Origin of the sequence: Kribbella sp. NPDC048928 (assembly GCF_043197975.1) — a bacterium.
Taxonomy (GTDB): Bacteria; Actinomycetota; Actinomycetes; order Propionibacteriales; family Kribbellaceae; genus Kribbella.
On the sequence record NZ_JBICUC010000012.1, the window covers coordinates 1 to 26,316 of the forward strand.

Genomic DNA, 26,316 nt, shown 5'->3' on the forward strand with positions numbered 1-26,316 from the left:
AAGGGCGTTTCAGCGCGCCGCGGGGGCCGCCCGGGGGGGCGGGGGGGGGGGGGCTTTGGGGCCCCCCCCCCCCCCCCCGCCCCGCCCCGCCCCCCCCCCCCGCCCCCCCGCCGGGGGGGGGCCCCCCCCCCCCCCCCCCCCCCCCCCCCCGCCCCTACGACTTGGTGCTTGGTGCGTCAGGCCTTGCCGAGGATCCGGTTCAGGTTCGTACCGCACTCGGGGCACTTGGCCTTCGCCATGCGCGTGCCCTTGTCGTTGACCTTGACCTCGCCGTCGGCGGTGCGCTTGGCCTTGCACTTGACGCAGTAAAACTCGCCGCTCCAGGTCTCTGCCATGAGGGCCCTCTCCTTGCTCTGAATTCCAGCCCGGGGTCTCGCCCCGGGCAGTCGTTGGATGCTAACGGCAGACCGTCCTGCCGTAGGCCGTTCGGCCCAGTCGGGATTCACCCTACGGCCTCCTGGCGCAGGCTCAAGCGCACCTCCCGGTCCGCGTGCCGCCCGATTCCCCCGAGGAAAGCCCTTACCGAAACTTTCGACGACGAAGAACAGGCTCCCGGTGATCCGCTTTCGGAACCGCTCGGCTTCCCCTCCGGGCGGCCCCGGAAGCGGTCCGGGAGCCTGTTGCCGACGACGCTAGGAGACGACGGCCGGACAGGCAACCCCACGTTGTCCACGCCTGTGGATAACTCTGTGTGCAACCTGTGGGACACGCCGCCGGGTGCTGTGGGCGAGTGGGGGAACAGGGTGTGAACAACGGTCGTCGCAGGGTTCAAGATCTGGCGTCTGACCTGCGGAAACGCCGATCCACAGGGTGTGCGCAGAAGAAAGTTGTCGGATTCGGGGGGTACATTTTTGAGCCATGGCCGACTCCCCACCGCGCCCGATCCCGCCGTACGTGGACATCCGGCGCAGCAAGCGCCGCAAGCGCACGGTCAGCGCGTACCGCGACGGTGAGCGGGTGGTCGTGCTGATGCCCGACCGGCTGTCCGCCGCCGAGGAGGCGCGCTGGGTCGAGACCATGCTGGCGCGGCTCGAGAAGCAGCGCAGCCGGTCGCGCGTGTCGGACGAAAAATTGTTGGCCAGAGCACACGAACTCGCGTGTCGCCACCTCCCCGAAGTGCCCGAACCTGCGTCCGTGAGGTGGGTTTCGAACCAAAACAGACGGTGGGGCTCCTGCACCCCCGCGGACCGCTCGATCCGGCTGTCGACCCGGCTCCAGTCGATGCCGGCCTGGGTCGTCGACTACGTCCTGGTCCACGAGCTGGCCCATCTGATCGAGCCGACCCACAACGCCACCTTCTGGGACCTGGTCCACCGCTACCCCAAATCCGAACGCGCCGAGGGCTACCTGGAAGGCATCTCAGCCGCCGCCTCCCTAACCCTCGACGACTTCTGACGAGCCCGTCCCGCGCCGTGCGGGCCGGGGTGCGTAGGGCGTACGGGAAAGGGTGGGGTGGGGTTTTCGCCAGGGGGGACTCGGGGGCTTCCTGCATGGTCGCGGGTGGTGTCCGGCAGCCAGGCTTCTGTGCGTAGCCAGCGCCACGCCAGGGAGCGCTGGGTGGGGCGCCGGTGGGTGCGCAGAGGGGCAGGGAACGTATGGCCAGGGGACAGATCACGGTCCGGGCGGCGCGCTGGAGCGCCACCCATCCGTGGCGGGCGATCGCGATGTGGGTTGTCGTGGTGATCGCCTGTTTCGCGCTCGGCTCGGTGACGGGGACCAAGGAGTCGAAGAACGAGGGCGACATCGGCGAGGTGACCCGGGCGGACAACATCGTCAAGTCCGGCAACTTCGACGATCCGGACGTGGAGAGCGTGCTGATCACGGCGCCGTCCGGGCAGCTCGACCAGGCGGCCGCGACGAAGGCGGCCGGCTCGGTGATCCAGCAGATGCGCGCCCTCGGTGGGGTCGCGGAGGTCGCCCAGCCGATGCCCTCGCCGAAAAAGGACGCGGTCATCGTCAGAGTGACGTTGAAGGACGGTGACGGCGACAACCGGGTCCAACCGCTGCTCGACGCCACTGCCAAGGTCCAGAAGCAGTACCCGGATCTCCGCATCGAGGAGGTCGGTGGACTCTCGATCGACAAGGCCCTCAACGAGACGCTGGGCAAGGACTTCAAGCGGGCGGAGATGTTCAGCCTGCCGGTGACCCTGGCGATCCTGCTGATCGCGTTCGGTGCTCTGATCGCCGCATCGGTGCCGCTGCTGCTGGCGCTGTCCGCGGTTGCAGCCGCGATCGGCTTATCGGCCGCCGCGTCGCAGTTGGTGCCGGCGGTCGACGCCGTCAACAGCGTGATCCTGCTGATCGGCATGGCGGTCGGCGTGGACTATTCGCTCTTCTACCTCCGCCGTGAACGTGAGGAACGCGCCCGCGGACGCAGCCACGTCGACGCGGTCGAGATCGCCGCGGCGACCTCCGGTCACGCGGTCGTCGTCTCCGGTACGGCCGTGATCATCTCGATGGCCGGTCTGTTCCTCGCCCGGGACGCGGTGTTCTCGTCCTTCGCGGTCGGATCGATCCTGGTCGTCGCAGTAGCCGTCGTTGGTTCGCTGACCGTGCTCCCCGCCGTACTGGCGAAACTCGGTCGCTGGGTGGACCGCCCGCGGATCCCGCTCGTGTGGCGGCTGACCGCCGGCAAGGGCAAGCCGCGCTTCTGGCCCACCGTGCTGAAGCCGGCGCTGAAGCATCCCATCGCCACCCTGCTCGTTGCCGTCACCGCGTTGCTCGCGGTCGCGTCGCCGGCGCTGGGGATGACGCTGAAGTTCCCGGGGACCGAGGACCTGCCGCGGACCACATCGGTGATGAAGGCGTACGACCGGTTGACGGCAGCCTTCCCCAGTACGGGCACGAGCCACGAGGTCGCCGTACGAGCACCGGCGAACGAGCTGCCCGCGGTCAAGGCCGCGCTGGCTGAGCTTCAGGAGAAGACGAAGGGCGACAAGCTGTTCGCGTCCGACGGTCTCGAGGAGCCGCGCTTCTCCAAGGACGGTACGGTCGCGACGCTCGAGGTCGCCACGCCATACGAAGGCGGCAGCCAGGAAGCACGGGACTCCTTGGCGAAGCTGCGCAAGGATTTGATGCCGGAGACAGTCGGCAAGGTGCCAGGCGTCGAGTACGCGGTCGGTGGGTTCGTGGCCGCGGACGTCGACTACGCCGCGCACACTCGTGACAAGCTGCCGCTGGTGATCGGGTTCGTACTGCTGCTGACAATGATCGTGATGATGGCGACGTTCCGCTCGGTGGTGGTCGCTGTGACCGCCATCGGTCTGAACCTGCTGAGCGCCGGCGCTGCGTACGGCGTCGTCACCGCGGTCTTCCAGAACACCTGGGCGGAAGGCCTGCTGAACTTCCGCTCGAACGGTGCCGTGGTCAGTTGGCTGCCACTGTTCCTCTTCGTGGTGCTCTTCGGTCTGTCGATGGACTACCACGTCTTCGTCGTCAGCCGGATTCGCGAGGCCGTACTGCGCGGCGTACCGACCCGTCAGGCTGTCGCCGAAGGCATCACCGGCTCAGCCGGCGTCGTCACCAGCGCCGCCGCCGTCATGATCGGCGTCTTCGCGGTCTTCGCCACCCTGAGCACCCTCGACATGAAGCAGCTGGGCGTCGGCCTCGCGGTAGCAATCCTGATCGACGCAACGATCATCCGCGCCGTGGTCCTCCCCAGCATCATGACCCTCCTCGGCGACGCCAACTGGTGGGCCCCTCGCTGGCTCCGCCCCAAGCCCGCCAAACACTCGACAACCACCCCCGACCAAAACCGCGAACTAACGCCAGTCGGCTGACACTGCAGCGGCCCGCCCTCCCCGGGTGGGCCGCTGTTGTGTTCGCGAGGCGCTCCGAAAACCATTCGGACAAGGGGTCTGGGGTGCTGGACGATAGCTGCTATGGCTGAGCGGACTGGTGGGCGGCGAGGCGGCGAGGTTTCCGGAACATTTTCTGCAGTGGGTGACGAAAATGTTCCGGAGATGGGCGGTGGGACGCGTGATCAGGTGCTGGGCGAAATAGCTGACGTTGTGCTGGAGGTTGAGCGGGGGCATCCGGTGCGGGTGGGGGTTGATGGGTGTTCGGCGGCTGGGAAGACGACGTTGGCGGATGAGTTGGCTGCGGTGGTTCGGCGGCGAGGTGGGCGTGAGGTGATTCGGGCGGGGCTCGACTACTTCAAGCAGGCGCCAGAGCTGCGGACGGCGTATCCGATCGAGTCGCCGGAAAGCTACTACTACGAGATGTACGACTACGACGCGATCCGCGGGCGGTTGCTCGCGCCGCTCGGGCCGGGTGGCGACAGGCGTTACACAGCAGGCGTACGGAGCGCCTCTGCTCTCGACGCACTGGAACTGGACGTGCAGACTGCGGCACCGGATGCGGTGTTGATTGCGGATGGGGCGTTTCTGCAGCGACCGGAGCTCGACGAGTACTGGGATCTGCGCATCTACGTCGACGTGAGCTTCGAGACCGTCCTCAGCCGCGGCACCGTACGCGACGCAGCCTGGATGGACTCACCGGAGGCAGCCGCCCACCGCTACCGCACCCGCTACATCCCCGGCGAACAGCTCTACATCACCCAGATAGCCCCCGCCACCCGAGCCCAGATCCTCCTCAACAACGAGGACCCGGCGCACCCGCTCATCACTCGCCGCTAGCGGGTTGTTTGATCGCTGGCCCGTTGCAGCAGGCCAGTGGTGAAACAACCCGCCAGCGGTTCAGGTCTGTTGCTGGCGGGCTCGGTGGGCGGCGGCTTTTACTCGGCTTTGGCACTGGGGGGAGTGGAAGCGGCGCTGGCCGTTCTTCGAGGTGTCTACGAAGACTCGGTCGCAGTGCGGGGCGGCGCAGACGCCTAGGCGGCCGGCGAGGTCGCTGCCTACCGCGAGGGCGAGGCCTGCGGCGCAGCCGGCGGCCCAGCCGTTGGCCAGTTGTTCGTCGGGGCCGTGGAAGTGCAGGCTCCACGGACGGTCCTTGCCGCGGTCGAGCTGTGGGCGCGCGTTCGTGTCGAGCAGCAACGTGTTGATCTCGGTGGCGGCCGCGTCCAGGTCTCCGGAGCTGGCGGCTTCGAAGACGATCCGCATGCGTTGCGCGAGCCGGACCAGCCGCCTGGAGTCGTCGACCGGCGGCAGTGACTGCGGCGGGTAGCCGATGGCGGTCAGTGCGTCGGCTACCGCGGCGGTGACTGCGGCAGGTTCGTCAGCGGGCGCGGCGTACGGCGTGCCGCCCGAGTAGCCGGGCGTCAGCCGGTTCACGTACTCGACCGCGGCGGCCAGCACGCTCCGGGCATGACTATCAAAAGACACTTGACCGGTCATGCGATCCCTCCGTAGGCTCAGGCTTGCGTGACCGATCATAGCCACTTAGACAGTCATGGGGTTGAGATGAACGCAGTTGCCGCACCGACGGTGCGTGGATACTCCCGGGCCGTCTGGATCCTGGTGGTCGCGCGGGCGGTCAACAAGATCGGTGCGTTCACGCTGCCGTTCCTCGGGGTGGTGCTGACGGTCGAGTTCAAGGCGTCGCTGAGCGAGACCGGGCTGATTCTCGCGATCTTCGGTGCGGCGACGATCCCGTCGCGGTTGCTCGGTGGTCAACTGGCGGATCGGCTCGGGCGGCGGCGGACGATCGTGCTCGGGCTGGTCGGGTGTGCGGTCGCGCAGTTGTGGATCGCGTTGAGTCACACGCTCTGGTCGGCGGTGCTCGCGACGGTGCTGCTCGGGCTCGCGTTCGAGATCTACGAGCCACCGAGTCAGGCGATGATCGCCGACGTCACAAAGCCTGAGGACCGTCCGGCTGCGTACGGGCTGTACAGCGCGGCGCTCGCTGCAGCCGGCGTACTCGCAGGCTTGCTGGCCGCCGCGATCAGCCACTGGGACCTCCGCTGGCTCTTCGCCGCCGACGCCATCACCTGCCTGTCCTGCGCCACCCTGATCGCTATAGCGCTACCAGCCGACGTACGCCGGCCAGCGCCCTCCGCGGAACGCCGCATCGCCTACGCCGACGCACAGCGCGACGTGCCCACAGGCGTACGGTGTGATGTAACCGCTGACGTACGGCGGGAGGTGTCGGCTTGGCGTGATGGGCGGTTGTTGCTGTTGCTGGCGAGCGGCACGATCTTCGCCACGATCTACATGCAGCTGATCATCGGTCTGCCGCTCACACTCCTCGAACAAGGACTGTCGACGTCCGGCACCGGCATCATCCTCGCCATCTCCGCAGTCACCCTGATCGTCGCCCAGCGCCTGCTCCGTGTGCAGAACCTCGACGACTTCCGCTCGATCGCGATCGGGTACGTACTCCTCGCCCTCGGCCTCCTGATCAGCGCATTCGCCCACACCCTGCTGCTCTTCGTGGCCGCCGCGGTTCTGTGGAGCCTCGGCGACCTGTTCCTGCTGACCCGCTACCTGACGCAGGCGTCCGGACTGGCACCCGACGAGGCCCGCGGCCGCTACCTCGCGATCTTCGGCCTCAGTTGGGGCGTCGCAACCACGATCGCCCCACTCACCGTCACCCAACTGCTCGAAACCTCGGGACCCAAAGGCCTCTGGCTCACCAGCGCCGCAGTGGCCGCCGTACTCGCAGCACTCCAGCCGTGGTTCAGGAAGCGTCTAGCCTGACCGTGATGCCCTTCGCGACCGGCGTGTTGCTGCCCTTTGCCAGGTCATCGGCCGACATCAGCACGTTGGTCTCCGGGTAGTACGCCGCAACGCACCCACGAGCCGTCGGGTACGCAACGATCCGGAAGTGCGCCGCCCGCCGCTCGACACCACGGAATTCGCTGACAATGTCGACGTACTGACCGTCCTTCAACCCCAGTTCCGCCAGGTCGTCCGGATGCACGAAGACGACCTCCCGGGTCCCGTGGACGCCGCGGTACCGGTCTTCGAGGCCGTAGATCGTGGTGTTGAACTGGTCGTGACTGCGCAACGTCTGGAGCAGCAACCGGCCCTGTGCCGTCGGCAGCCAGGTGAGATCGTTCGCGGTGAACTGCGCCCGCGCGTCGGACGTCTTGAACTCGCGCTTGTCCCGCGCCGCATGGGCGAGCAGGAACCCGCCGTCGCCGTCCCGCAGCCGATCCTCGTAGTTCTCGTAGCCGTCCGCGACCCGCCCGATCCGCTGCCGGATCAGGCTGTAGTCGTCGGCGAAGTCCGCCCACGGAATCTGCCCGACATCCGGTACGACTGCCTGTGCCAGCCCGCACACGATCCCGATCTCGGACTTGAGCTCCGGCGCCGGCGGGATGAGGTTCCCCTTCGACAGATGGACGGCGCCTTGTGAGTCCTCGACCGACACGGACTGCGGGCCGGCCGCGGTGTGGTCGTGGTCGGTCCGCCCGAGCGTCGGCAGGATCAGCGCCTCGCGGCCGGTGATCGTGTGCGAACGGTTCAGCTTGGTGGAGACGTGCACGGTCAGCTCGCACTGCCGCAGCCCGCGATGCACGACCTCGGTGTCGGGCGTGGCGGACGCGAAGTTGCCGCCCATCGCGAAGAACACCCGAACGTCGCCGTCCCGCAGGCGTTTGACGGTCGCGGCCGCGTCGACACCGTGCGCCCGCGGTGACGTGAACGCGAACTCGTGATCGAGCTTGTCCAGGAACGCGTCGGGCATCTGCTCCCAGATCCCCATGCTGCGGTCGCCCTGGACGTTCGAGTGCCCGCGCACCGGGCAGGGGCCGGCGCCCGGCTTGCCGATGTTGCCCTGCAGCAGCAGGACGTTGACGATCTCGCTGATCGTCGCGACCGCGTCGCGGTGCTGCGTCAGCCCCATCGCCCAGCAGATGACGGTCGCCTTGGACTTGATGAAGCGCTCCGCGAGCTCCTCGATCTCGGCGCGGCGCAGGCCGGTGGCTTGCTCGACGGCCGGCCAGTCCAGCTCCGTGTTGTGCTTGGAGTACAGCTCGAAGCCGCTGGTGTGCGAGTCGATGAACGCCTTGTCCAGCACGGTGCCCGGATGCGCAGCCTCGGCCTCGATCAGAAGGTGGCCGAGGGCAAGGAACAGGGCCTGGTCGCCGCCGATCCGGATCCCGAGGTGCTGGTCCGCGAGCTGCGTGCCCTTCCCGATCAGGCCGCGCGGCTTCTGCGGGTTCATGAACGTCATCAGGCCGGGCTCGGGCAGCGGGTTCACCCCGACGATCGAGGCGCCGTTGCGCTTTGCGACCTCGAGATGGGTGAGCATCCGCGGCGCGTTGGTGCCCGGGTTCTGCCCGACGATCACGATCAGCTCGGACTCCTCGAGCATCTTCAGCGTGACCGCGCCTTTGCCGCTGCCGATCACCCGGGACAGCGCCGTACCGGAGGACTCATGGCACATGTTCGAGCAGTCGGGGAGGTTGTTCGTCCCGTACGCCCGGACGAACAGCTGATAGAGGAACGCGGCCTCGTTGCTCGTCCGGCCGGAGGTGTAGAAGACCGCGTCGTTCGGGTCGGGGAGCGCCTTGAGGTGCCGGGCGACGACCTGGAACGCCTCGTCCCAGCCGACCGGCTCGTAGTGCGTGGCGCCGGGACGGAGCAGCATCGGCTCGGTGATCCGGCCCAGCTTGCCGAGGTCGAACTCGGAGATCCGATTCAGGTCGTCGACCGAGTTCTGCGCGAAGAACGCGCGCGGGACGCGCTTGCGGGTCGCCTCCCAGGCCACCGCCTTCGCGCCGTTCTCGCAGAATTCGGCGGTGTGCTTGTGCTCCGGGTCGGGCCAGGCACAGGACGGGCAGTCGAAGCCGCGGTCCTGGTTCATCTTCAGGAACGCGCGGCCGCTGCGCACCGGTCCCATCTCCCGCAGGCCGAACTTGAACGACGACAGCACCGCGGGGACGCCGGCAGCCTTCTTCTTCGGGGGTTCGATGTCGACCATGATTCAACAATAAACCTGTCTATCGAGACGCGCTGCTTTGATAGCTGCCGTTGTGGATAAATGGTGGGTCGTCCCACCGTCGGTGCTGGGGATATGTGGGTGCATCCCATACCGTGCGGCGCCCGGGATTCCTACAGTCGTCCGCCATGGAGACCCGTCGAGCCCTCGTCACCGGTGCAGCGTCCGGTATCGGCGCCGCCTGCGCTCAGCGTTTGGCTGCCGACGGCGTCCACGTGGTGGCCGTTGATCTCGACAGCGCCGGCCTTGACGCACTGGAGGGCGTGGAGACGGTTGTAGCCGACCTGTCCGATCTGGAACGCCTGCCGAAGCTCCCGGTGGACGTGGACATCCTGGTGAACAACGCAGGCGTACAGCAGGTCGCTCCGGTCGAACAGTTCCCGCCGGAGCGCTTCAGCTACCTCCTACGGCTGATGCTCGAGGCGCCGTTCCGGCTGATCCGGCAGACGCTGCCGTACATGTACGGCGCCGGCTGGGGGCGCGTGGTGAACATCAGCTCGGTCCACGGCCTCAGGGCGAGCCCCTTCAAGGCGGCGTACGTCGCTGCGAAGCACGGGCTCGAAGGACTCAGCAAGGTGGTCGCCCTGGAGGGTGCGGCGCACGGGGTGACCAGCAACTGCGTGAACCCGGCGTACGTCCGTACACCGCTCGTCACTGCGCAGTTGGCGGACCAGGCCGCGACGCACGGTCTGTCCGAGTCCGAGGTGCTGGAAAAGGTCCTGCTCGAGCCGGTCGCGGTGAAGCGACTGATCGAACCGGCCGAAGTGGCGGAACTGGTCGCCCTGCTGTGCGGCCCAGCGTCCGCCTCGATCACGGGGAGCTCGTTCGTACTAGACGGCGGCTGGACCGCCCACTAACTGAGGAGCCCGCCCATGACAGCAACAGAACCGGCCCGTACTCGTACGTCGATCGTGCGGGTGGTCGGAGCGAGTCTCGTCGGTACGACGGTCGAGTGGTACGACTTCTTCCTGTACGGGGTCGCCGCATCGGTGGTGTTCGGCGACCTGTTCTTCCCGAAGGGCGAGCAGCTCACCGGTACGCTCCTGAGCTTCGCCACGTTCGCAGTCGGCTTCCTGGCGCGTCCGATCGGTGGCGTGGTCTTCGGGCACTTCGGTGACCGGCTCGGACGCAAGCAGCTGCTGGTGTTGTCGCTGCTGATGATGGGGCTCGCCACGTTCGCGATCGGCCTGCTGCCGACGTACGCACAGGTCGGTGCGCTCGCCCCGGTGCTGCTGACCGTACTGCGCCTCATTCAGGGGTTCGCCCTGGGTGGTGAGTGGGGTGGAGCGGTCCTGATCGTGTCGGAGCACGGTGACCCGGCACGGCGTGGTTTCTGGGCGTCCTGGCCGCAGGCTGGTGCGCCGGCGGGCCAGCTGATCGCCAACGGCGTACTGGCCGGGCTGGCTGCGTTCCAGACGGACGCCGACTTCAATCGGTGGGGCTGGCGCATTCCGTTCCTGCTGTCGGCCGTACTCGTGCTGGTCGGTCTCTGGGTACGCCTGCGGATCGAGGAGTCACCTGTGTTCCAGCAGGCGCACTCTCGGACGCAGGAGGAGCCGGCGGACCAGCTGCCGCTGCTTGAGGTGCTCACCCGTTACCCGCGTGAGGTACTGACTGCAATGGGCGCGCGGATGGCTGAGAACGTCAGCTACTACATCTTCACGATCGTCATCGCGACGTACGCGAAGGAACACCTGGGCATGGGCAAGTCCTTCGCTCTGAACGCAGTACTGATCGGCGCCGCGATCCACTTCTTCGCCATTCCGTTGTGGGGTGCGCTGTCGGACCGCATCGGCCGGCGGCCCGTGTACCTGATCGGTGCGGTCGGTGTCGGCGTGTGGGGCTTCGTGTTCATCACGCTGGTGAACACAAAGAACTTCGCGCTCGCTGCGCTGGCTGTGACGGTCGGACTGGTGCTGCACGGTGCCATGTACGGACCGCAGGCGTCGTTCTTCACGGAGTTGTTCGGGACGCGGGTGCGGTACTCAGGCGTCTCGGTCGGGTACCAGCTCGCCTCGATCATCGCGGGCGGCCTGGCGCCGTTCATTGCGGTCGCACTGCTCAAGGCGTACGACTCCGGCTACGCGATCGCCGTCTACGTCGCGGTGTGTGCGGTCATCTCGATCGTCGCCGTCACGTCGTACTCCGAAACGCATCGCCGGGACCTCACTACGCTGTAGGACCATGGAGGAGCTGCTCCGGCTGCTGGCCGAGGACGCGTCGGGGAGCGAACTGGCCCGGGCGGCGGGCGAGGATGCCGTCGCACGCGATCTCGCGCTGCGCATCCGGGCCGGCATCGACGCCAGCAAGAAGCGGGAGGCCGAGCTCTCCGCGCTCGTCGACGTCGCCCGGGAGCTCGCCTCCGCGCGGGACCCGGGCAGCGTGCTCGACACGATCGTGCACCGGGCGCGCAGCCTGATCGGCGTGGATGTGGCCTACCTGACCCTGTACGACGGCGCGCGCGGGGACACGTACATGCGTGCCACGGACGGGTCGGTGTCCGCCGAGTTCCAGCAGCTCCGGTTGCCGCTCGGAGCGGGACTCGGTGGTCTGGTCGCGAAGACCCACACGCCGTACTGGACCGCCGACTACCCTGCGGACCTGCGCTTCCAGCACACCACCACCATCGACCACGCCGTACGGGAAGAGGCTCTGGTAGCCATCTGTGGGACGCCGTTGATCGTGGACGGTGCGTTTGTCGGCGTACTGTTCGCGTCCAACCGCACCAGACGGCCGTTCACCCACGATGAGGTTTCGCTGCTCGGCTCACTCGCCACGCTGGCGGCCGTGACGATCGTGCAGGTCCGTGCGACGGCTGAGACTGCTGTAGCGCTGGACCAGCTGTCCGCGGCGCATGCGGGCGTAGAGCATGCCGCCGCGGCACATGATCGTTTTGCTGACATCGTCTTGTCCGGCGGGGACGTCGACGCCATCGCCGCTGCCCTGGCCGAGTTGCTCGACGTGTGGGTCGTACTGGTCGATGCCAGCGGCAACGAGTTGGCGACCGCCGGAACTGTTCCTCGTGCGTCGGTGCCGTGGCAGCAGTCGGAGTCTGGACGCCTGACTCGCCGCGGTGATTGCTGGGTGGTGGCAGCGACCGCGAAGGGTGAACGGCTCGGGGCGTTGGTGATCGGCGGTGCGGACGACCTGTCCGGCGCTGACCAGCGGATCGTGGAGCGTGCCGCAGTTGTCACCGCGCTGGTACTACTGTTCCGGCGCCAGGCTGCTGAGCAATCCCAACGTGCACAGGCGGATCTGCTCGCCGACGTACTCAGCGGAAGCGCCGACCCGCGTACCCTGACCGATCGACTCCGGTTGCTGGTCCCGAACCACCGGCACGATCGCCTGGTCGTCGCAGTGTGCCGCGGCGACCACGCCGGTGTCCTTGCTCGACTCTCGGCACCGCTGGACGACCGGTTGGTTCTGTCCGGTCCGTACGGCGGGGATCTGGTGCTGTTGTTCGCTCGTACGACCGCACTGGCTGTCGCCCGCGACCTGTCCGAGCTTGCGAAGCGCACTGGTGTGACCATCGCGGTCACCGGTCCCGCGACCTGGGGAGACGCGCTGATCGAGGCGCACCGGCAGGCGTCCCGCACGGTTGCCACCATGGTGCGTCTCGGTCGTACCGGGGAGTCCGGAACTCCGGATGACTTAGGAGTCGCCGGCCTCGTGGGAGCGTCCGACGTCGACGTACGCGCCCATGTGCATCACGTACTGGGGCAGGTCCTCGACTACGACGCCCAGCGCGGTACTGACCTCATCGGCACGCTGCAGGAGTACTTCGCCGCAGGCCAGAGCCCGACGCGTGCAGCCACCTCGTTGCACATCCACCCGAACACGGTGCAGCAGCGACTCGACCGAATCACCGCACTGCTCGGTGACGGCTGGCAGTCGCCGGAGCGCGCATTGGACGTACAGGTGGCGCTCCGGCTCTACGCCGCGCTGGGCTAGTGCTCTGCCCTAGATAACCAGCACCAGGCGGCCGCGTACACCTCCCTCGGCCAGCCGCTTGTACGCCTGTGGCGCCTCGTTGAGGTGGTAGGTCTCGGCGACCCGGGTCGAGATGACGTTCTGCTCCACCAGGCGGGCGAGCTCGTCCAGTTCGGCGTGGTTGACGTGGATGAAGAGCTGTTCCACGGTGATCCCGCGCAGTTGCGGCGGCTTCGGGCCTCCTTGGAGGTGCACGTGGTACCCGCCGGTGCGCATGGCCTCCTGCGCGCCGATTCCGACCACCGCCGCATCGACGACCCCGTCCACACCGGCGGGGGCGATCTGCCGTACGGCTGCCGACAGGTCTTCGTTGCGGTCTACGAAGTGATCGGCGCCCAGGTGTCGTACCAGAGCCTCGTCAGCTGCGGCGGCGCTGGCGATGACGGTCTTGCCCAGGTGCTTGGCCAGCTCGACGGCGTAGCCACCGACGCCGCCTGCGGCTCCTGTCACGAACACGGTCTCGCCGTGGATCTTCTTGACGGCCTGGAGAGCGGTGAGGCCGTTGAGGCCGAAGGTCGCGGCTTGCTTCGGTTCGATGCCCTTGGGGGCTCGAGCGATCGCGTCGGCGTTCAGGATCACGTAGTCGGAGTGCGTCTTGAGCGTCTGAGCGAGTAGATCCGCCACGCCGACGACGGCATCGCCAACCTTCGCCTGCATCACCGCGGCACCTGCATTTGCCGGGCCGACTGCATCTACCGTGCCGGCTACGTCCCAGCCGAGGCCGAATTGCTGCCGCGGTGCGGTCAGGCCGAGCTTGACGAGCATCCCGCTGCTCACCGCGAGATCCACCGGATTGACCGCGGCCGCGCCGACCTTGATCCGTACCTGACCCGCGGCCGGCTCAGGTACACCGGTCTCGATCAACTCGATCGCCCCCGGACCGTCGAGCCGGCGGGCCACCCATGCGCGCATATCGTTCTCTCCTTGGTGGATTGGGGGTAGGACACCACCATCGGAGAACTACTCTCTCCTGGGAAGTACGCACTCGGGAGTGCGTACCGTACGACGAGGAGAGCCATGCCGACCCGTACCGCAGCAGAGCTCCGCGAACAGGCAGCCCGCGAGTACGACGCCTTCCTGGCGACCTGCCCCGCGCGGCAGCTCCTCGACCGCATCAGCGACAAGTGGGTGACGCTGGTCGTGACGGCCCTCGCGGACGGTCCCCAGCGGTACTCCGACCTGTCCCGCCGGATCGCCGGCGTCAGCCAGAAGATGCTCACGCAGACCCTGCGCTCACTCGAACGCGACGGCCTCCTCACCCGGACCGTCACCGCATCCGTCCCGGTCCGCGTCGACTACGACCTGACCCCACTCGGCCGCACCCTGATGCCACTGATCGCCGCCATCAAGTCGTGGGCCGACACCCACATGCCGGAGGTGAACAACGCCCGCACCACCTACGACCACCCGAGCAACCCGTCCGCTCAGGAAATCCGGCAGCGCGAAGGTGCTCGGGCATGAGCGCTTCCGACCGCCGCGTGGTGGTTGTCGTCGTACCTGGCACTGGGACGTGGGCTCCGCCGGGGCGGGAACCGGAGGCGTGGCGCCTGGCGCTGGCCGAGGACACGTACGAGGTCCTCGCCGCGTTGGATCGCGTCGACGTAGCGGTCGCCGTCGCCGGTGACGAGCGCGCGGTGGCCGAGATGAGCGCACTGACCTGGCCCGGCACGCCGACGTACGCCGTCGATCCCGACCGCCCGGTCCTTCATACAGTGGAGCTCGCCGGCCCGGCCGCGGCGGTCGTCGCGGTGTCGCACGATGTACCGGATCTGCCCGGGTTGCTGATCGGCAAGCTGTTCCGCGCTCTGAGCCACGCAGACATCGCGGTCACCCCGGCAGAGGACGGTTCGCTGGCCGCGATCGGGGTCGGCCTACCGGTCGCGGACTGGGTCGCCGAACTGGCGCCGACGTTCGACACCCCGCTGTCCGTTCTCGAAGACCGCAAACCCCGGCGGCACGCCGTGGCGATCGGGCCCGGATGGCACCGTCTGCGATCGAACGCTGACCTAGCGCGACTGGATCCGGGCCTCGAAGGCTGGGACGCGACAAGATCCCTACTTCGTCACTCCTGACCCGTCACCTTCTTCGCGTCCAGTCGTTCACCATGCAGGCGGGAAGTACGGGGAACCTGCCGATCGCCGATGCCGTTCAGGGGCGGCACCCGACGACAGCCCGACCGCATCGGGGGGATGCGGCCCGGGCGCACCACGACGGGGACCGCACGGGGGAGCAGCGCAGTCGGGGACGCAGTACTACGGGGATGAAGTACGAGGGGGAGCAGGGCCGGGGTTGGGGGAGGGCTCTGACGTGGGGAGGTGGGCCGGCTAATACGAGCCGGCCCACAAATCTGCCCACGAACCGGATTTCACGACTCGGTGGAGATCGGGATGTGGTGGCGCGCTTGGGTTGTCAGCGCGCGGACTGAGGCGTCGGTGTCGGGCGGGAGCGCATCCAGGGGGAACCAGCGCAGGTCATCGGACTCGTCGCTGATGACGTACTGCGTGTCCGTGGTCGCAGTGACCAGGTATTGAACGTCCAGGTGGTACGCGCCTGCACAACCACCCGCGTGGAGTTGGTGGCGGGACAGGCGGATGGGGCGTCGGCCGACGACGAGGTCGGGTAGGCCGGACTCCTCGGCTGCCTCGCGCAGCGCGGCGCCGCCCAGGGTGGTGTCGCCGGGCTCGCAGTGACCGCCGAGCTGCAGCCACCGGCCGACTGTCTTATGGAGAGTCAGCAGGGTGTTCTGGCCTTGAGCGTCGACGACCAGAGCGCTCGCGGTGACGTGCTCCGGACGACAGCTCCGCCACATGCCGTCGGGGTGTTCGGCCAGATGCCTTAGGTAGTGCCGGCGCAGCTCCTCCTGCTCTACATCCGGCGCCCGCCAGCTCTCCAGAACCTCAACCGCATCAGCAAGAAGCACCCGACCAGTCTCCCCACCCACACTCCACCCCGCTCACCCGGGTCAAGGCTGCCCCCGGCCGATGAGCAGGCGGGCACCTGCCGTTGCTACTTGCTGGGGGTGTCGCCGCTGTTCCCTGGCTCGTCGTCCTCGGACTTTGGGGACTCGGGGGTCTCGTCGGTGAGGAAGTCGCTGATGTCGATGTTCGACAGCTCACCGGCGTGCTGCGCGAATCCGATCGGGTCGTCGAGGTCGCTGGTGCTCGGCATCAGGTCCGGATGCGACCAGAGGTTGTCGCGACCGTCGACGCCGCGTGCGTCGCGGACGGCGGCCCACAGGTTGGCTGCGTCCCGGAGCCGCCGCGGCCGCAACTGCAACCCGACGAGGGTCGCGAACGTCTGCTCGGCCGGCCCTCCAGCCGCACGCCGGCGGCGAACCGTCTCGGAGAGCTGCACGGCCGCCGGCATCCGCTCCTTCGTGGCCTCGCGAACGACGTCGTCGACCCAGCCTTCGACCAGGGCGAGCGTGGTCTCGAGCCGGACGAGAGCTGCCTTCTGCTGCTCGGAGTCCTCGGGCTCGAACAGACCGCCGGCGAGCGCCTCCTGCATGGCTTCCGGGTTCTGCGGGTCGATGTCCACCATCGCGCGCTCGATCTTGCCGCTGTCGACCTCGATCCCGGCCGCGTAGTCGGCCACCGCCGCGAGCAGGTGCTGCCGGAGCCACGGCACACCGGCGTACAGCCGCTGGTGGGCGACCTCACGGAGCGCCAGGTACAACCGGACGTCCTCGTCGGACAGCCCGAGGCCTTCAGCGAACTTGGCGACGTTGTCCGGCAGCAGAATCGCCTGACCGGTCGGGCCGAGCGGCAGGCCGATGTCGGACGAACTCACAACCTCGCCGGCGAGCTCGCCGAGCCCCTGGCCGACCTGGGCGCCGAACACCGATCCACCCAGCTGCCGCAGCATCCCGGCCATCGGGCCGGCGAACTGCTGGGCCTCTGTGGGCAGCGCGTTGCCCATCGCGCCGGCCACGTGCTCGGCCACCGGGTCGACGATCGTCTGCCAGACCGGAAGCGTGTTCTCGACCCACTCCGCGCGGCTCCAGGCCTGCGAGGTCGCGGAGACCTCGGGCAGCGTGGTCGCGTCGTTCAGCCAGTGCTCGGCGAGGCGGACCGCGTCTGCGACCCGATCGCCGTCGGTCGCTGTCATCGACCGGTCCCCGGCGGTGGAGACGGTCTTGCGGGCAATGTCCTTGGCCAGGTCCCAGTTCACCGGCTTGCCGTCGGCCGAACCGCTCAGCAGCTGCTGGACCTGGGCGAAGATCGCGTTCAGGTCCGGGGTGCCGCCCGTGCCGGCCGCACCGGAGAACTGCTGGAACATGGCCTCGAACGGCGTTCCCTTGAACGGGTTGTCCGGTTCGTCGCTCATCGGAGGACCTTCCTGTGCGGGTGGGGCGTACTACTCCAAACGTACTGGTTCCTTCCACCAGTTCCGCGCCCGGTGAACGCGACACCGCTCCTGTTCGCCGCGGGCGGAGCGCGGAGGAGGCCCTGACAAGTAGGTGAGGAGGGCAACAGTCCCTCCCGGTGCACGCCGAACCACGCAGCGCAGCGCCCGTACCAGGCGAAAGGGGAGGTGATGTCGGAGAAACAAGGGTCGCGGGGGAGAATGTCCCAACGGGAGCTGCAGCGGGGGATGGAATGGTGTGGTGTGAACGTGGGGACCCTGCGGGAATGAGGAACCGATGAGCGACGCGATCAGACTGCTGGACATCCGCGACGGCGCGCTGTCGAGCGACGAGGTGCTGGCTGCGGTCGCCGATCCGACGGCGGGCGGAACTGCGCTTTTCATCGGGACTGTGCGCAACCACGACCAGGACAAGCCTGTCGACCGACTCAGCTACGAGGCGCACCCGGATGCGTTGGAGCACCTGCGGAAGGTCGCGCAGCGTGTCTGCGACGACCCCGAAGTGACCGCTCTGGCCGCCGTGCACCGGATCGGGGACCTGGTGATCGGGGACGCCGCGGTGATCGTCGCAGTGGCCGCGTCGCACCGCGACGTCGCCTTCGCTGCCTGTCGCCGGCTGATCGACGACCTCAAGGCCGAGGTTCCGATTTGGAAACACCAGCACTTCAGCGACGGTGGCACCGAGTGGGTCGGCGCTCACTGACACGTACGCTGGGCGCATGAAGGTGGCCGGATGAAGGTTTTGGCGTGGCTGGCGTTCCCGCTGGCTGCCACGCTGCTCGCGATGTGCTGGGCAGCCTGGCGTGGCTGGCGCAGCCGCGAGCGGCGCCGGTCCGGCGGCCCCTTCGCCTCGGTGGAGGAGTTCCGCCGCTTCAACGACGCACTCGCGGCCCCCGGTCCGCTGGCCACTCCGGAACGTCGCCGCGGCCTCGGTCGTCGTAATCAACAGCCGGCCTCCGAGGAGCGTGGTTCCGGCTCCACCAAGATCGCAGGGCAGGGTTCGTGACACGTCGTACCGCCACACTGGTCGTCTCGATCGTCGTGCTTGTCGTCTCGCTGGGACTGGTGACGGCCTTCCCGGTGCCGTTCGTCTCGTTCAGCCCCGGGCCGGTCAAGAACACCCTCGGCGCGGCGAAGGACAAGCCCGTCATCGAGATCACCGGCCACGAGACGTTCCCGACCTCCGGTCAGCTCGACCTGACGACGGTGTCGGTCACCTCGCCGGACCGGCAGTTGACGCTGCCGCAGGCAATGCGGAACTGGCTGGACCCGCACCACGACCTGTTCCCGCGCGACATCATCTATCCGCCGAGCCAGAGCGTCGACGAGGTGGAGCAGCAGAACACCGCGGAGATGACCGGCTCGCAGGACAGCGCGGTCGCCGCCGCGCTCCAGGCAGCGAACGTGCCCTTCCACACCAAGGTGTCGACCGTCGCCGAGAAGTCGCCGGCCGAAGGGAAGCTCAAGGCCGGTGACCTCGTGCTCGCGGTCGACGGTCACGCGGTGACGCAGGTCCCGCAGGTGGGCGAGTTCGTCCGCAGGCACAAGGTGGGCGACAACGTCGTCTTCCTGATCCGCCGCGGCACCGGCGAGCAGACCATCGAGCTGAAGACCGCCGCGACTCCCGGCGAGGAGACCCGCCCGATGGTCGGGATCACGATCGGCGTCGACTCGCAGGTCAAGGTCACGGTGAACCTGGGCCAGGACATCGGCGGGCCGAGCGCGGGCACCGCGTTCGCGCTGGCCATCTACGACAAGCTGACGCCGGGCCCCCTGCTGAACGGGAAGCACGTCGCCGGTACGGGCACGATCGACGCGCTCGGCCAGGTCGGCGCGATCGGCGGCATCCAGCAGAAGATCGCCGGCGCCAGGAACGACGGAGCCACGGTGTTCCTGGTCCCGGCGCCGAACTGCGCGGCCGCACTGCACGCCGACGTCAAGGGAATCCAACTGGTGAAGATCAGTACGTTGACCGACGCGATCAGCGCCCTGAAGGCAGTCGCCGCCGGTAAGGGAGACGCGCCGTCGTGCAGCCAATGAGCCACCTGAACGAACCGGCGACCCGAAGGGAAGATCTGCCGGCATGGATTCCGTAGGCACGCTGCCATCCGACGCGCTGAGCCGCGCGGTGATCGAGATCGAGAAGCACGTGAGCAGCGCGGGCTGGGACCAGCCCGCGCAGCTGTTCGCGCTGGTCCCGACCGCCGAGCTGCTCCGCGCCGAACCGCAACTGGCCGCCGAGCTCGGCGCCGAGGACGCGTCCCAGCCGCTCACTCCGGTCGCCCAGGGCGAGCTGCCCGGCGGCGTGGACGACGACAACCTCGCCGACGCGCTGGGCCGGATCGAGTGGCCCGACGGCGTCGCCGGCTGTGCGTTGGCGATCGAGCGGATCGTGCTGCCCGCGGCGGCCGAATCCGGGCTGTCCAGCGTCGAGTCGGACGCCGAGCTGGCCCGGCTCGCCGGCAGCGATCCGCGCCGGCACGAGGTCCGGATGGTCGCGGCGGTGCTCCGCGAGGGCGACTGCTTCGGTGCCGTCCGGCTGCGCGCCCACGACGAGGACGGCGCCGTGCTCACCGGCGTCGACTTGGTCCCCACGCTGTGCGAAGTACTGTCTTTGACATTCGAACCTTCGGCCGGCAGCCGGTCGGTTGAAGGTTCCGGGGTCGACGGCATGAGCGACGACGAGGAGAACCGACCATGAGCGACGGCGTCTACGACATGCCTGAGGAGCCGCCTGCCAGGAGAACGCGGCGAACGGGCGGTCGTCCTCGTGCCCTGCTGCCGACGATCGCCACGCTGATCGTCCTGCTGATCCTGTTCAGCGTCTTCACCGACGTCTGGACCCAGCGGCTGTGGTACCGAGCGGTCGACCTCGGCTCGGTGTTCAGCACCGTGCTCGGCACCCGGGTGCTGTTGTTCGTGGTCGTCGGTCTGCTGATGGCGGTCGCGGTCGTCGCGAACATCATCGTTGCGTTCCGGACCCGTCCGCGGGTCGCGCTGGCACCGTCGCCCAGCCCCGGATTCGAGCGGTACGGCGATCTGCTCCAGCACCACGGCAGGATCGCGGTCGGTGTGGTCGCGACCCTGATGCTGATCTTCGGCGGCTCGGCCGCGTCGGGGGAGTGGAAGGTCTTCCTGGCCTGGAAGAACCGGACCCCGTTCGGCGTCACGGACAAGCACTTCAACAAGGACATCGCGTTCTTCGTCTTCGACTACCCTTGGCTGCGCGTGCTGCTCGGCTTCGGCTACTCGATCGTCCTGCTGTCGCTGGTCGCCGCGATCATCACCCACTACCTGTATGGCGGTTTCCGCCCGTCCGCCAAGGGACAGAAGGCCTCCGGCGCGGCGCAGGTGCAGTTCTCCGTGCTGCTCGGGCTGCTCGTCCTGCTCAAGGCGTTCAGCTACTGGCTGGACCGCTACGGCCTCACGACCTCGGACGGCAGACTCTTCACCGGTATCTCCTATACCGGTGACAACGCGGTCCTGCCGAGCAAGGAGATCCTGGCCGTCATCGCGGTCCTCTGCGCGGGCCTGTTCTTCGCGAACGTGGTCCGCCGGACCTGGCTGCTCCCGGGCGTCGGCACTGTCGTTCTGATCCTGTCGGCGATCCTGCTCGGTGCGCTGTGGCCGGCTGCTCTTCAGCAGTTGCGAGTCCGTCCGAGCGAGCCGGTGAAGGAAGCGCCGTACATCGACAAGAACATCGCGGCCACGCGGCAGGCGTACGCGCTCGAGAACACCGAGATCACCGAATATCAGGCGCAGAGCACGGCGAAGCCGAGCGAGCTCACCGCGGACGCCGACGTACTGCCGGGCATCCGGCTGATCGACCCGACCGTGATCGGGCCGACCTTCGAGCAACTGCAGCAGGTCCGTGGGTTCTACTCGTTCCCGACCGATCTCGACGTCGACCGGTACAAGATCAAGGACAAGAGCAGCGACACCGTCATCGCGGCCCGCGAGGTCCAGATCGACCGACTGCCGGCCGGCCAGCGGAACTGGAACAACGACCACACGGTCTACACCCACGGCTACGGCGTCGTCGCCGCGAACGGCAACCAGCGGGCCGCCGACGGTACGCCCGTCTGGACCGAGAAGGACCTGCCGCCGACCGGCCAGCTCGGCGACTACGAGCCGCGGATCTACTTCGGCGAGCAGTCTCCGGACTACTCGATCGTCGGGGCGCCGAAGGGATCCAAGCCGGTCGAGCTCGACACCCCGGAGGGCAAGAACGGCGGCGATCCGACGCTGAACACCTACGAGGGCAAGGGCGGTGTCAAGGTCGGCTCGTTCTTCAACCGGCTGCTCTATGCCACCAAGTTCCGCGACGCGAACATCCTGCTGTCCAGCCGGGTGAACTCGGACTCGAAGATCCTCTACGACCGCACCCCGCGCGAGCGGGTCGAGAAGGCGGCGCCCTGGCTGACGCCGGACGGCGACCCGTACCCGGCGATCGTCGACAACCAGGTGGTCTGGATCGTCGACGGCTACACCACCTCGGACAACTACCCGTACTCCGAGAAGGTCGCCCTCGACGACAGCACCCGGGACACCACGACCGGCCGCGGCACGATCGCCCAGCAGCCGAGCGAGAAGATCAACTACATCCGGAACTCGGTCAAGGCAGTCGTCAACGCCTACGACGGGTCGGTCGACCTGTACGCGTGGGACGACAGCGACCCGGTGCTGAAGACCTGGATGAAGGCCTTCCCCGGCACGGTCAAGCCGAAGTCGGACATCTCGCCGGCGCTGATGGCGCACCTGCGCTACCCCGAGGACATGTTCAAGGTGCAGCGCGACCTGCTCGCGAAGTACCACGTGCAGGACTCCGGTACCTGGTACCAGAACAGCGACCTGTGGCGCGTCCCGGACGACCCGACAGCGGTCTCCTCCGGTGGCGACTCGTCGGCCCATATCAGCCAGCCTCCTTTCTATCTCTCGTTGCGGATGCCCGATCAGAAGCAGCCGCAGTTCTCGCTGACGTCGGTGTACGTACCGAACGGTGAACGGGAGAACCTCACGGCGTTCATGGCCGTCGACTCCGAGGCCACCTCTCCGGACTACGGCAAGTTCCGGATCCTTCGATTGCCGGGGAACCTGCAGATACCTGGTCCGGGGCAGGTGTACAACAAGTTCCAGACCGACGAAGGCATCAGACAGGCGTTGCTGCCGATCAACCAGCCGAACAGCGGCGCCAGAGCCGAGTACGGCAACCTGCTGACGCTGCCGCTCGGGGGCGGTCTGCTCTACGTCCAGCCCGTGTACTCGTCGCGGACCAGTGGGCCGGGTAGTTATCCCGTCCTGCGGTACGTGCTGGTGTCCTTCGGCGACCGGGTCGCCTTCGGCTCGACGCTGCAGGAAGCCCTCACAAAGGTCTTCAACACCAGCGTCGACACCGGCGAGAATCCACCGGGGACGACGACACCGCCGACGACCAACCCGCAGAGCCCAACGGTGAAGCAGGCGCTGGCCGATGCGCAGGCCGCCTATGCCGCGGCACAGGACTCCCTCAAGAAGGGTGACCTGTCCGGGTACCAGCAGAACGTCAACAAGATGAAGGCAGCGCTCGACCGGGCGGTTGCCGCCGGCAACACGGTGACGCCGAAGCCGTCTGGCAGCCCGTCGACGCCTGCGACACCGCCGGCATCGACACCACCGTCGAACGCGCCAAGCCCGCCGAGCACTCCCACGGGCTGACCCGCAGGGCACTCCCGGGGCGGCGACACCGACACCAGTCGGAGTCGCCGCCCCGTTCGTCTGCCCGGGTGGTTGCCTACGGCATCAGGCTGGTTCGGGGCGGAATCCGGCCGCGGTGTCGAGCACGTCCTCGTCGGTGAACCGCTCGTGGTCGATCGTCACCTCGGCCGCGACACCCGGCTCGACGAAGTAGAACACCTCGTCGCCGGCGAACAGAGCGTCGTACCCACCGACCTTGACCGGGGTGAGCTGCCAGGAGCCCGGCTCCTTCTCCTCGTACTCGACGAGGAAGTCCTTCAGCGCCTCGAGGTCGGTGATCTTGTCGCCGCGGATCGTCTTGACGGTCAGGTCGACCTTGAAGGCGCCCTCCGGGTCCGGACCGGTCTCCCAGACCCGGCTGTGGAAGGACACGTCCTCCCACTCGTACTCGAAGTCGCTCGGCGAACCGATGCCGTCGGGAAGGTTCTCGATCACGAAGCCGTCCAAGGTGCCAGCCTTCTGCTCGGTCGATGGGGAGACAGCGGAGTACGTCGGTGATGCCGGTGCGGCGTCGGCGGTGGCCGAGAGCCCGAGCGCGGCCAGGACGACCGCGCTCCCGGTCACGATACGACGCACGGACGGCACGACTCGGGAACGAAGCGGTGAACGCGACATGACTGCCTCCTGGGGACGGTGGCGCCTCGCCCGCTGCGAGACGCCTTCCTGCCCAAGAAGATGCAGTGATCGGCCCGGGTCCGAACCGGCGAATCCGAACCTGTGGACAACCGAGCCGTCAGTGCCCGATCAGCCGGTGCAGCCGGTGGAACGTCTGGCGGAATCCCAGCCGCGGCCAGGCGCGCGACGACAGCAGATTCGTCACTCGCCAGTCGGTCACGACCGACGTATACCCGGTCTCCGCCGACCACCGCAGTACGGCCTCACCCAACGCGCGCCCCGCGCCGAGTCCACGTGCGGACGGCAGCACCGCGGCGAACCCGAGGAAGCCAGCATTGTCCGGCTTCGCCAGACCGTTGTGCAGACTGGACTTGTCCAGCGAGCATCCCACCGACGACCCGATGACCTGACCGTTGTACGAGGCAACGAACGTCGCGTAGTCGGGATCGTCGATCGACTCTTCCCAGTCCGCCACGGCCTCCTCGAGTGTCGGCAGCTCACCGGCGGAGAACACCGGCGACAGCGCCTGATGCCGGGGGAGCGCGAGGTCGAGCTCCGCGAGTACAGGAATGTCTGCGCGGAGCGCCCGGCGTACGGAGAGATCGCCGGTCGGTTCAGGCAGCGAATCGGGGGTCGGGCGGACGGCGTGCGCGTGTTGCGAGCCGAACGCGAGCCGGAACCACGCGTCGAGCAGTTCGGCGTCGTCGGGCACCAGCACATAGTGCGCGGTCCGGCCGTCGTCGACCCATCGCGAGGCCGCAGCACCGTACAGGTCGCGGATGTGTTCCGGCTCGCGTACAGCATGACCGGCCGCCTCGACCCAGACGTTCGCACCCCAGACCGGCGACGGCTTCGGTGCCGCCAGCAAGTATCCGGTCACCTCACCGGCCTCGACCATGACCGCACCGGACGCACCCTCGGCCTCCCAAGCCGCAGTGACCTCGACCAGCGCCAGCCGCTCGTCTTCGTAGTCGGCGGGGAGCAAAGGGTGACGCTTGCGGTGCGCCCGATGCCGCTGGGCGAGCAGGCCGGCCGCAGCCGCCAGATCCGCCTCTTCGAACGAAGGACGTGTCGGGACATACTCGGACGGTACGCCGCAGCACCGTCGGACCGACATGGGTTATCGCCGCTCCGGAAACCGATTTGGTTGCGCTGCCCGGATCCTCTAAGCTGAAAACACAACGGCGCGGGGTGGAGCAGCTCGGTAGCTCGCTGGGCTCATAACCCAGAGGTCATAGGTTCAAATCCTATCCCCGCTACTGAAGAAGGCCCTCTGATCGGACAACCGATCAGAGGGCCTTCGGCATTTCCGACAGGGCGTGCTTGACCAGCCAGTTGACCAGTGAGGCGGCGATGGCTTCGGGTTGGTCTTCTGGGGTGTGGTGTTCGGCTGGGCCGTGCGTTTCGATCTCGAGTGCGGACAGGTTGGTTGCGCACCAGTCGACGATCTCGGGGGTCATCATCGTGCTTTGGCCGGGTTCGAAGGTGAGCAGGAGTTTGGGCACGTCGGGGCTAGAGGCGAGCCAGGCGTCGTAGGTGACGATCCGTGCGACGACGTCTGCAGGTTGTCCGTCCAGCGGCATCGCGCGCGGCCACTGCAGCAACGGCATCCTGCTCTCCCGGGTCGGATACGGCCGTCGGTAGGCTTCCAGCTCCTCGTCACTCAGGTTGCGGGCGATGGTTCGCGGTAGCGCCTCGTCGATGAACGCGTTCTGATCGAGCACCATCGCCTCGCCCACGCCCGGCGTCCGGATGGCCTCGAACAGCGGACGGGCCCCGCCCGGGAACTCGTCCCAGGACATCGGCTTCACGATGGTCTCGGTGAACGCGATTCCCTTGACGCGGTCAGGGTGGCGTGCGGCCCAGTCGAAGGCCAGCGCGCCACCCCAGTCATGGCCGACCAGCACGACCTGACCAAGGCCAAGAGCGTCGATCCAGGCATCGAGGTACCGGGCCTGGTCGTCGAAGGTGTAAGCGATGTCCGGCTTACCGGAATCGCCCATGCCGATCAGGTCGGGCGCCAGGCAGCGGCCGGACTCGCCGACGATCGGCAGGATGTGGCGCCACAGGTACGACGATGTCGGGTTCCCGTGCAGAAAGACGATCGGTCTCCCGGCGCCGATCTCCCGGTAGGACATCGTGGAGTCCAGAACAGTTGCAGTGGGCATGAAGGACCTCTCGAGCGGTGCATACTGGACAGGTACCTGACCAAATTATCAATTAGACAGGTGGCTGTCTATATGGATGCGTCCACGCAGCGACTGCGCTTGTCGCTCCTCCTGCGCCTGCTGCACCGCGAATACACGATCGGGATCGACGAGGCCCTGGCCGAGGCCGGGTTCGGCGACATCCGGTCCGGTGACGCGAAGGTGTTTCCCTTCGTCCCGCCGGAGGGCATCGCGGTACGTGAGTTGGCCATCCATGCCGGCGTGCGCAAACAGACCATGGCGCAGTCGGTCGACCAGCTCGAGCAAGCCGGCTATCTGGAGCGCCGGCCGAACCCTCGTGACGGGCGATCCCGGTTGATCGTGCTCACCGAACGCGGCAAGGCGGCGCAGCCCTTGGCCGCCGGTGCTGGTGACGTGATCGAAGACCGCTGGGCGCAGTTGACCAGTCCGGAAGAGTTCAAGACGCTCCGCGATCTCCTGCATCGCCTCCTGAGCCGAATCTCGGCGGCCGACGGCGCCGGAGATCGGCTGACCTCGATCGACGAGACTCCAGCAGACCTGCCGTAGTGAAGTAGGGCCGGATTTGGAGGCCACCCAGCGA

Annotated in this window: 24 protein-coding genes and 1 tRNA gene; 16 read left to right on the forward strand and 9 right to left on the reverse strand. The window is 67.9% G+C overall.

What is annotated here, in order from left to right:
* Positions 1–176: 176 nt before the first annotated feature.
* Positions 177–335: a DUF5679 domain-containing protein gene (locus ACGFI6_RS38290; protein ID WP_012922897.1), complete on the reverse strand. Its 159-nt coding sequence runs from the start codon at positions 333–335 to the stop codon at positions 177–179.
* A 523-nt stretch (positions 336–858) separates the two neighbouring features.
* Between ACGFI6_RS38290 and ACGFI6_RS38295 the strand changes: the two genes are divergently transcribed.
* The 3 genes from ACGFI6_RS38295 (at position 859) to ACGFI6_RS38305 (ending at position 4,637) form a co-directional block, all read left to right on the forward strand.
* Positions 859–1,395 carry a YgjP-like metallopeptidase domain-containing protein gene (locus ACGFI6_RS38295; RefSeq protein ID WP_393127559.1) on the forward strand — a complete coding sequence of 179 codons (537 nt, stop codon included), beginning with the start codon at positions 859–861 and terminating at the stop codon, positions 1,393–1,395.
* Between the two features lie 200 nt (positions 1,396–1,595).
* Positions 1,596–3,779 carry an MMPL family transporter gene (locus ACGFI6_RS38300; RefSeq protein WP_393127560.1) on the forward strand — a complete coding sequence of 728 codons (2,184 nt, stop codon included), beginning with the start codon at positions 1,596–1,598 and terminating at the stop codon, positions 3,777–3,779.
* Between the two features lie 351 nt (positions 3,780–4,130).
* Positions 4,131–4,637 carry a uridine kinase gene (locus ACGFI6_RS38305; protein ID WP_393127561.1) on the forward strand — a complete coding sequence of 169 codons (507 nt, stop codon included), beginning with the start codon at positions 4,131–4,133 and terminating at the stop codon, positions 4,635–4,637.
* Between the two features lie 60 nt (positions 4,638–4,697).
* Here ACGFI6_RS38305 and ACGFI6_RS38310 read toward each other — a convergent pair whose 3' ends face one another.
* Positions 4,698–5,294 (reverse strand): CGNR zinc finger domain-containing protein, encoded by a 597-nt coding sequence (locus tag ACGFI6_RS38310; protein ID WP_393127562.1) that lies wholly within the window; start codon positions 5,292–5,294, stop codon positions 4,698–4,700.
* A gap of 66 nt (positions 5,295–5,360) precedes the next feature.
* Here ACGFI6_RS38310 and ACGFI6_RS38315 point away from each other — a divergent pair, with 66 nt between their 5' ends.
* Positions 5,361–6,596, forward strand: coding sequence for an MFS transporter (locus ACGFI6_RS38315; RefSeq protein ID WP_393127563.1), 1,236 nt, complete (start codon positions 5,361–5,363; stop codon positions 6,594–6,596).
* Here the strand turns inward: ACGFI6_RS38315 and ACGFI6_RS38320 are convergent.
* Entirely contained in the window at positions 6,577–8,826 is a 2,250-nt protein-coding gene (locus ACGFI6_RS38320; protein ID WP_393127564.1) for an FdhF/YdeP family oxidoreductase, read from the reverse strand. The genes ACGFI6_RS38315 and ACGFI6_RS38320 overlap by 20 nt on opposite strands.
* Positions 8,827–8,972: 146 nt before the next feature.
* On the opposite strand from ACGFI6_RS38320, the gene ACGFI6_RS38325 reads away from it, so the two are divergent.
* From ACGFI6_RS38325 to ACGFI6_RS38335, 3 genes are read left to right on the forward strand one after another with little or no spacing between them, the layout of a single operon-like run.
* Complete coding sequence (locus ACGFI6_RS38325) at positions 8,973–9,701, forward strand: SDR family NAD(P)-dependent oxidoreductase (RefSeq protein WP_393127565.1); 729 nt, start codon at positions 8,973–8,975, stop codon at positions 9,699–9,701.
* Positions 9,702–9,716: 15 nt separating this feature from the next.
* Entirely contained in the window at positions 9,717–11,024 is a 1,308-nt protein-coding gene (locus ACGFI6_RS38330) for an MFS transporter (protein WP_393127566.1), read from the forward strand.
* A 4-nt stretch (positions 11,025–11,028) separates the two neighbouring features.
* Complete coding sequence (locus ACGFI6_RS38335; RefSeq protein WP_393127567.1) at positions 11,029–12,795, forward strand: helix-turn-helix domain-containing protein; 1,767 nt, start codon at positions 11,029–11,031, stop codon at positions 12,793–12,795.
* A 9-nt stretch (positions 12,796–12,804) separates the two neighbouring features.
* On the opposite strand, the gene ACGFI6_RS38340 is transcribed toward ACGFI6_RS38335, so the two are convergent.
* Positions 12,805–13,746: an NADP-dependent oxidoreductase gene (locus ACGFI6_RS38340; protein ID WP_393127568.1), complete on the reverse strand. Its 942-nt coding sequence runs from the start codon at positions 13,744–13,746 to the stop codon at positions 12,805–12,807.
* A 105-nt stretch (positions 13,747–13,851) separates the two neighbouring features.
* On the opposite strand from ACGFI6_RS38340, the gene ACGFI6_RS38345 reads away from it, so the two are divergent.
* Both ACGFI6_RS38345 and ACGFI6_RS38350 read left to right on the forward strand, forming a co-directional pair.
* Positions 13,852–14,295 (forward strand): winged helix-turn-helix transcriptional regulator, encoded by a 444-nt coding sequence (locus ACGFI6_RS38345; RefSeq protein ID WP_393127569.1) that lies wholly within the window; start codon positions 13,852–13,854, stop codon positions 14,293–14,295.
* The gene (locus ACGFI6_RS38350) at positions 14,292–14,906 is read left to right on the forward strand and encodes a DUF2064 domain-containing protein (RefSeq protein ID WP_393127570.1); all 615 of its coding nucleotides are present in this window, start codon (positions 14,292–14,294) and stop codon (positions 14,904–14,906) included. The genes ACGFI6_RS38345 and ACGFI6_RS38350 overlap by 4 nt, the downstream gene beginning before the upstream one ends.
* Before the next feature lie 293 nt (positions 14,907–15,199).
* Here ACGFI6_RS38350 and ACGFI6_RS38355 read toward each other — a convergent pair whose 3' ends face one another.
* Together ACGFI6_RS38355 and ACGFI6_RS38360 are read right to left on the reverse strand one after the other, a co-directional pair.
* The gene (locus ACGFI6_RS38355) at positions 15,200–15,754 is read right to left on the reverse strand and encodes an NUDIX hydrolase (RefSeq protein ID WP_393127571.1); all 555 of its coding nucleotides are present in this window, start codon (positions 15,752–15,754) and stop codon (positions 15,200–15,202) included.
* Between the two features lie 86 nt (positions 15,755–15,840).
* Entirely contained in the window at positions 15,841–17,160 is a 1,320-nt protein-coding gene (locus ACGFI6_RS38360) for a zinc-dependent metalloprotease (protein ID WP_393127572.1), read from the reverse strand.
* 316 nt (positions 17,161–17,476) lie between these two features.
* Here ACGFI6_RS38360 and ACGFI6_RS38365 point away from each other — a divergent pair, with 316 nt between their 5' ends.
* The 5 genes from ACGFI6_RS38365 to ACGFI6_RS38385 are packed head-to-tail and all read left to right on the forward strand — an operon-like array spanning position 17,477 to position 22,893.
* A complete protein-coding gene (locus tag ACGFI6_RS38365; RefSeq protein ID WP_393127573.1) occupies positions 17,477–17,902 on the forward strand; it encodes a molybdenum cofactor biosynthesis protein MoaE in 426 nt (141 codons plus the stop codon).
* A gap of 30 nt (positions 17,903–17,932) precedes the next feature.
* Positions 17,933–18,205: a hypothetical protein gene (locus ACGFI6_RS38370; protein ID WP_393127574.1), complete on the forward strand. Its 273-nt coding sequence runs from the start codon at positions 17,933–17,935 to the stop codon at positions 18,203–18,205.
* Positions 18,202–19,239, forward strand: coding sequence for a PDZ domain-containing protein (locus ACGFI6_RS38375; RefSeq protein WP_393127575.1), 1,038 nt, complete (start codon positions 18,202–18,204; stop codon positions 19,237–19,239). The genes ACGFI6_RS38370 and ACGFI6_RS38375 overlap by 4 nt, the downstream gene beginning before the upstream one ends.
* A 43-nt stretch (positions 19,240–19,282) precedes the next feature.
* A complete protein-coding gene (locus ACGFI6_RS38380; protein WP_393127576.1) occupies positions 19,283–19,900 on the forward strand; it encodes a PPA1309 family protein in 618 nt (205 codons plus the stop codon).
* Positions 19,897–22,893, forward strand: a complete 2,997-nt coding sequence (locus ACGFI6_RS38385) for a UPF0182 family protein (protein ID WP_393127577.1) — start codon at positions 19,897–19,899, stop codon at positions 22,891–22,893. The genes ACGFI6_RS38380 and ACGFI6_RS38385 overlap by 4 nt, the downstream gene beginning before the upstream one ends.
* Before the next feature lie 84 nt (positions 22,894–22,977).
* Here the strand turns inward: ACGFI6_RS38385 and ACGFI6_RS38390 are convergent, their stop codons facing one another.
* A complete protein-coding gene (locus ACGFI6_RS38390; protein WP_393127578.1) occupies positions 22,978–23,508 on the reverse strand; it encodes a hypothetical protein in 531 nt (176 codons plus the stop codon).
* Positions 23,509–23,665: 157 nt separating this feature from the next.
* Positions 23,666–24,664, reverse strand: a complete 999-nt coding sequence (locus ACGFI6_RS38395) for a GNAT family N-acetyltransferase (protein ID WP_393127579.1) — start codon at positions 24,662–24,664, stop codon at positions 23,666–23,668.
* A 68-nt stretch (positions 24,665–24,732) separates the two neighbouring features.
* Between ACGFI6_RS38395 and ACGFI6_RS38400 the strand changes: the two genes are divergently transcribed.
* Positions 24,733–24,806: transfer RNA gene (locus ACGFI6_RS38400), tRNA-Met, on the forward strand.
* Between the two features lie 30 nt (positions 24,807–24,836).
* On the opposite strand, the gene ACGFI6_RS38405 is transcribed toward ACGFI6_RS38400, so the two are convergent.
* Entirely contained in the window at positions 24,837–25,715 is an 879-nt protein-coding gene (locus tag ACGFI6_RS38405) for a haloalkane dehalogenase (RefSeq protein ID WP_393127580.1), read from the reverse strand.
* Positions 25,716–25,787: 72 nt separating this feature from the next.
* On the opposite strand from ACGFI6_RS38405, the gene ACGFI6_RS38410 reads away from it, so the two are divergent.
* Positions 25,788–26,282: a MarR family winged helix-turn-helix transcriptional regulator gene (locus ACGFI6_RS38410; protein WP_393127581.1), complete on the forward strand. Its 495-nt coding sequence runs from the start codon at positions 25,788–25,790 to the stop codon at positions 26,280–26,282.
* The last annotated feature ends 34 nt before the right edge of the window (positions 26,283–26,316 follow it).